The sequence below is a fragment of the Streptomyces sp. MnatMP-M17 genome, assembly GCF_900091995.1.
Lineage (GTDB): Bacteria > Actinomycetota > Actinomycetes > Streptomycetales > Streptomycetaceae > Streptomyces.
In genome coordinates, this window is the sequence record NZ_FMDK01000751.1 from 1 (window position 1) to 5,595 (window position 5,595).

Genomic DNA, 5,595 nt, shown 5'->3' on the forward strand with positions numbered 1-5,595 from the left:
CCCTCGCCGGCCACGGCGACCGCCGACCGGCTGGCCGTGCTCGCCGGGCGCGGCGCCACCCGGCTGAGCATCGGTGTCCAGAGCTTTGTCGACGCGGAGGCGAGAGCCGCCGTACGCCCGCAGCGCCGCGCCGATGTCGAGGCCGCGCTCGGCCGTATCCGTGACGCCCGGATCCCGGTCCTCAATATCGATCTGATCTACGGTATCGACGGCCAGACGGAGCACACCTGGCGCCACTCCCTGGATGCCGCGCTCGCTTGGCGGCCCGAGGAGCTGTATCTCTATCCGCTCTACATACGGCCGCTCACCGGGCTCGGCAGGCTGGACGCGGGAAGCGACGCCGTCTGGGACGCCCAGCGGCTGCGGCTCTACCGGCAGGGCCGGGACCGGCTTCTCGCCAAGGGATACGAGCAGGTGTCCATGCGGATGTTCCGCCTCCCGGACAGCGGCACGGACAGCGGCACGGGCGCTCCACCACGAGGCGCGGACGACTACGCGTGCCAGACCGACGGCATGATCGGTCTCGGCTGCGGAGCCCGCTCGTACACCTCACGGCTCCACTACTCCTTCGACTACGCGGTCGACATGCGCGAGATACGGACCATCATCGACACCTATACGGCCACGGAGGACTTCTCCCGCGCGGAGGTCGGCCGCCCGGTCGACGAGGACGAGGCACGCCGCCGCCATCTTCTTCAGTCGCTTCTCCAGGCCCAGGGCATGGAGGTGGCCGACTACCGCGAGCGGTTCGGCTCGGTGCCGGCCGAGGACTTCCCGGCCGAGCTGGACCGGTTCGCGGAGCTCGGCTGGCTGGACACGGGCACGGATCCCGGGCTGCTGCGTCTCTCGCCCGAGGGACTCGCGTATTCGGACGCGCTGGGCCCGGCGCTCTTCTCTCCCGCCGTACGGGCCGCGATGGCCGCGTACGAGGTGAAGTGAGCCCCGTGGACCTGACGATCCTCTACCGAGGCCCGCTCGCCTCCTGCGACTACGACTGTCCGTACTGCCCGTTCGCCAAGCGGCGGGACAGCCGCGAGCAGCTCCGCTCCGACAGGGAGGCACTGGAGCGGTTCGCCTCCTGGGTGTCGGAGCAGCGGGACGACCGGCTGTCGGTGCTCTTCACGCCCTGGGGCGAAGGGCTGGTCCGGTCCTGGTACCGGCGGACGCTCAGCGAGCTGTCGCATCTGCCGCATGTCGGGCGCGTGGCCATCCAGACCAATCTGAGCTGCCGTACCGACTGGCTGGCCGACGCCGATCCGGCGAAGCTGGCGCTGTGGTGCACCTACCACCCCGGGCAGACGCCGTACGACCGGTTCCTCGCCAAGTGCCAGGACCTCGCGGACCGCTCCATCCGCTTCAGTGTGGGCGTCGTCGGGCTCGCCGAGCATCTTGAGCACGCCCGCCGACTGCGCGCCGAACTGCCCGCGCACATCTATCTCTGGATCAACGCGGCCGAGGGCCACAGCTATACGGACGAGGAGGCCGCCCGCTGGACGGAGCTCGATCCTCTCTTCCCGTACAGCCGCAGGCCGCACAGCTCTGCCGGGCTGCCCTGCCGGACCGGTGAGTCGGTGATCTCGGTGGACGGCGAAGGGACCGTACGGCGCTGCCACTTCGTCCGCGCCGAGCTGGGCAATCTCTACGACGGCTCGTACCGGAAGGCGCTCGCGCCCCGGGCATGCCCGCTGGCGGTGTGCGACTGCCATATCGGCTATGTGCATCTGGAGACGCTGCCGCTGTACGACATCTTCGCGGGCGGAGTGCTCGAGCGGATCCCTCAGCCGCGGAATCCGCTCCGGGACGGATCAGTTCGGCGGGCCGCCCAGGGAGACCTGGGTGGTGTTCCGGTCCTCGTTCAGCTCGATGTTCTCGGCGCTGACCGACAGATGCGTCGCATCGGAGAACCGCAGCCGGAGCCGTAGATCGAACCGCCAGGTGTCGTCGCCGTTCGGATGGATGGTGACCGTCGCGGTCCCGTTGGACAGTCCCTCCGCTGCGCAGCACCGGAAGGACAGCCGGACCGGGATGCCCGTCGGTACTCCAGTCCGGCACCGCCGTCACTGGTTCAAGGGCAGAAGGTCCGGGCGCTTCGCCTCGACATGGTCCCCGGAGGACTCTCCGCGCAGCCGGCGCCCGATCCACGGCACCAGATACTCGCGCGCCCAGTTGATGTCGTCGCGCCGTACCTCGAAGGTGCCGCGCGGCGGCTGCGGCGGCCATGCCTGGTCCGGGTCGGCGGGCACATCGAGCCCGAGCACCTGCGCGGCACGCAGCGCGACACGGGTGTGGCCCTCGGGTGAGAGATGCAGCCGGTCGCCGTCCCAGGCCCGCCTGTCCTGGACGGACTTGAGGGACCAGAGATCGAGCACCGGACAGTCGTAGCGGTCGGCGATGGCACGTACATGGGCGGTGTACGTCGCGATCTTGCCGCGCAGATGACGGAGTACGGGAACGCCTCGGGTGTCGAAGCCCGTGGTCACCATGACCGTGCCGACCGCTCCGGTCAGATCGGCGACGGCCCGCTCGAAGCGCTCGGCGACATCGTCGGGATCCGTGCCGGGCCGGATGATGTCATTGCCGCCACCGCAGAAGGTCACCAGATCGGGGGCGAGTTCCTTGGCCCGGGGAATCTGCTCGGTGACGATCTGGTCGAGGAGCCGGCCGCGTACGGCGAGATTCGCGTACCGGAAATCTCCGTGCACGGTGTCCGCATGACCGGCCGGGACGGTCTCGTCGGTCACCACGTCGGCGTGTTGGTCAGCCAGTCGATCGGCGAGCAGAACCGCGAGCCGGTCCGCCCAGCCGACATACCGTCCATCGGGTCCGGGATCGCCCACGCCCTCCGTGAAGCTGTCACCGATCGCCGTGTACGACCCGAATACGCCTCTTCTTCTTGATCTCGAATCGTCTGCCACAACACCACATCTTTCACCCGCAGATGTGACCTACGCGACCGTAAGGAAGGGTTGACCAGGCGTGAGATACACCATCGGTCAATTTTCGGCCAAGCGGGAATATGCCCAACGCTCTCCGCCCGACACGGAAGTACCGGTGCCGGGCGGAGATCGGAGATCGGAGAACGGAGAACGGAGAACGGAGAACGGAGAACGCAGCAAGAACGACGCCATGCCTCAGTCGGTGCCGTGCCTCAGATGTTGACACCCTGATCGCGGAGATACGCCAGCGGGTCGATGTCCGAGCCGTACTCCGGTCCGGTACGGATCTCGAAGTGCAGATGCGGTCCCGTGACATTGCCGGTGGCGCCGGAGAGACCGATCTGCTGGCCCTCGCTGACGGTATCGCCCTCGGAGACGGATATCGAGGACAGATGGGCGTACTGCGAGTAGTGGCCGTCGCTGTGCTCGATGACGACCTGGTTGCCGTACGAGCCGCCCCAGCCCGCCGTCACGACCGTGCCCGCGCCGACCGCCTTCACCTCGGTGCCCGTGGACACCAGGAAGTCCACACCGGTGTGGTAGCCGCTGGCCCAACTGCTGCCCGAGGCACGGTACGGAGTGCCGATCTGCGGATCGTCGACGGGCGCGGTGAAGCCGGAGCCGCTGCTCTGCTCCGGCGTGTCGGCGGGCGCGGGCGTCGAACCGGCGTTGTCGTCGGCCGGCGTGGTGGTGGACGGATCCGAGGAACCGGTGTCGTTCGAGGCGCTGTCGGAAGACTTGGACGGCTCTGCCGGCTCGACCGGCTTCGCGGGACGCGTGTGGTCCGCGCCGCGCGCCTTGATGGTCAGCTTCAGCCCGGGGTGGATCAGCGACGGGTTCGGGCCGACGGCCTCGCGGTTGTCCGCGTACAGCTTGTGCCAGCCACCGTGGACATGCTGCTTCTTGGCGATCTTCGACAGGGAGTCGCCCGCGACCACGGTGTAGATCCGGGTCTTGGTGGCGCCCTTCTTGGCGTGGGCCTTCTTAGCGCCGGCGTGCTCCACGACGGTCTGCTCCACACCGAGCTGTTGCTGGGAGACGGCCTCGGGCGCGGTGGCCGGTGCGGCCTTCACAGCGGCGTGCGCGCCGGTGGCGCCGATGAGCGGAAGTGCGATGGCGGCTCCGCCGGTACCGGCGGCTATGAATCCGCGCGATACCGGGTTGTTGGCCTTGGGACGGCGGTGCTTACCCTTCGCGGGCATGGCGAATTCCTCTCCGGCGCCTGCGAGGTGAGCTGTCGGGTTCGGGCGGGAGATGCCCGGTCGCGATTGTCGCGCGACTTCACCCCAAGCCGTTCCGGAGTTTCCGGACCGGCGTACTACCTGGGTCCCCCGCTCCTGCCACGCGTTGCTTGACGATACGAATTCCGGGCGGCGGCAGGATTCGGCGGTCCGTCCGGATTGAGGGTGAACGTAGGCGAGTGGGGCGAGCGGAACAAGCGATCCTTTTCCACCGACAAGTCGCACTCGCATTTAACCCGGCTTTACCGGTCACCCTGAGTGGACGACGGCCTCCGAACTCCGCTCCAGACAAGGAATTCGAATACATGTCATCACCACGGAACGTCACGGATATGATCCTGGTCACGGACCGGAACCCATCTCATCCGCGACCGGGGCAGGACATAAGGAATCGCCCAATACGGACAGATGCACATTTGGGCGATATCTATCCGCGAATAATGTCCGAATGCTCCCATCGGATTCCCGACAGCCGAACTGACTGCCACACGAACAGATGTCGTAGTGTCAGAGGTCGACAGCGTCGGCGAGCCGCGCCGACGGCAGACACGGAGGAGCAGGCCGTGACGCAGCAGGTCCCGTCGACAGAGCCCGAGCTGGCCGGCGTGCGCAACTTCCGTGATGTCGGAGGACTGCCCACCACGGACGGCAGGCAGGTGCGTCCGGGCAGGCTCTTCCGCAGCGGCCATCTCGCCAATGCCACCGCGGCCGACGCGGCCTTTCTCTCGTCCCTCGGGCTTCACACGATCTTCGACTTCCGCAATGCCGCCGATCTGAAGCTCGACGGAGCGGACGTGGAGCTGCCCGGCGTACGCAATGTGAACATTCCGCTCACCGACCCGGCCGACGGCGCCGAGTTCTGGCGGATGGTCAGGGACGGCGATCTGGACCAGCTCCGCTCGCTCCTCGCGGATGGCAAGGCCGCGGCCCGGATGACCGACTCGTACCGCTCGATCATCAAGGACCGCACCGCCGAGCACAGCCGTGTCCTGCACGCCCTCGCCGAGGACAGCATGCCGGCGCTCATGCACTGCGCGGCGGGCAAGGACCGGGCCGGTCTCTCGGTCGCGGTGGCCCTGCTCGCGGTCGGCGTGGAGCCCGAGGCGATCGAGGCGGACTATCTCAAGTCGAACGATCCGCACCGCCGCTATCCGGTCCGGCGCAGCGACAATTCGCCCGCCGGAATGTCCACCGAGGTGATGGACCTGCTCAGCCCGCTCTTCGACGCGCGCGCCGAGTATCTCGCGGCGGCCTTCGAGACCATCGAGAAGGTCTGGGGCACCACCGACACGTATCTCACCGCGGGACTGGGGCTCGCGCCCGAGACGCGTGAGCGGCTGCGCGCCCGCCTCCTCGATTAGGGCCTCTCGTTTGGATCTTGCTGGGCTCGCGTGCCCGCAGTGACATCAGCCGCTCCC

5 protein-coding genes and 1 riboswitch are annotated in these 5,595 nt (G+C 68.1%); of the genes, 3 read left to right on the plus strand and 2 right to left on the minus strand.

Annotated features, from left to right (window positions below; all coding sequences use genetic code 11):
• Both GA0115259_RS29785 and GA0115259_RS29790 read left to right on the plus strand, forming a co-directional pair.
• Positions 1–939: STM4012 family radical SAM protein (locus tag GA0115259_RS29785; RefSeq protein ID WP_093602782.1), on the plus strand; the 939-nt coding region annotated here is incomplete at its 5' end.
• A gap of 5 nt (positions 940–944) precedes the next feature.
• Positions 945–1,922 (plus strand): STM4011 family radical SAM protein, encoded by a 978-nt coding sequence (locus GA0115259_RS29790; RefSeq protein WP_176732695.1) that lies wholly within the window; start codon positions 945–947, stop codon positions 1,920–1,922.
• Positions 1,923–2,057: 135 nt separating this feature from the next.
• Here GA0115259_RS29790 and GA0115259_RS29795 read toward each other — a convergent pair whose 3' ends face one another.
• Together GA0115259_RS29795 and GA0115259_RS29800 are read right to left on the minus strand one after the other, a co-directional pair.
• A complete protein-coding gene (locus tag GA0115259_RS29795) occupies positions 2,058–2,915 on the minus strand; it encodes an SGNH/GDSL hydrolase family protein (protein ID WP_093602776.1) in 858 nt (285 codons plus the stop codon).
• Positions 2,916–3,148: 233 nt separating this feature from the next.
• Complete coding sequence (locus tag GA0115259_RS29800) at positions 3,149–4,138, minus strand: M23 family metallopeptidase (protein ID WP_093602778.1); 990 nt, start codon at positions 4,136–4,138, stop codon at positions 3,149–3,151.
• A 4-nt stretch (positions 4,139–4,142) separates the two neighbouring features.
• Positions 4,143–4,335, minus strand: a riboswitch (cyclic di-AMP (ydaO/yuaA leader).
• A 405-nt stretch (positions 4,336–4,740) separates the two neighbouring features.
• Here GA0115259_RS29800 and GA0115259_RS29805 point away from each other — a divergent pair.
• The gene (locus GA0115259_RS29805) at positions 4,741–5,538 is read left to right on the plus strand and encodes a tyrosine-protein phosphatase (protein ID WP_093602780.1); all 798 of its coding nucleotides are present in this window, start codon (positions 4,741–4,743) and stop codon (positions 5,536–5,538) included.
• The last annotated feature ends 57 nt before the right edge of the window (positions 5,539–5,595 follow it).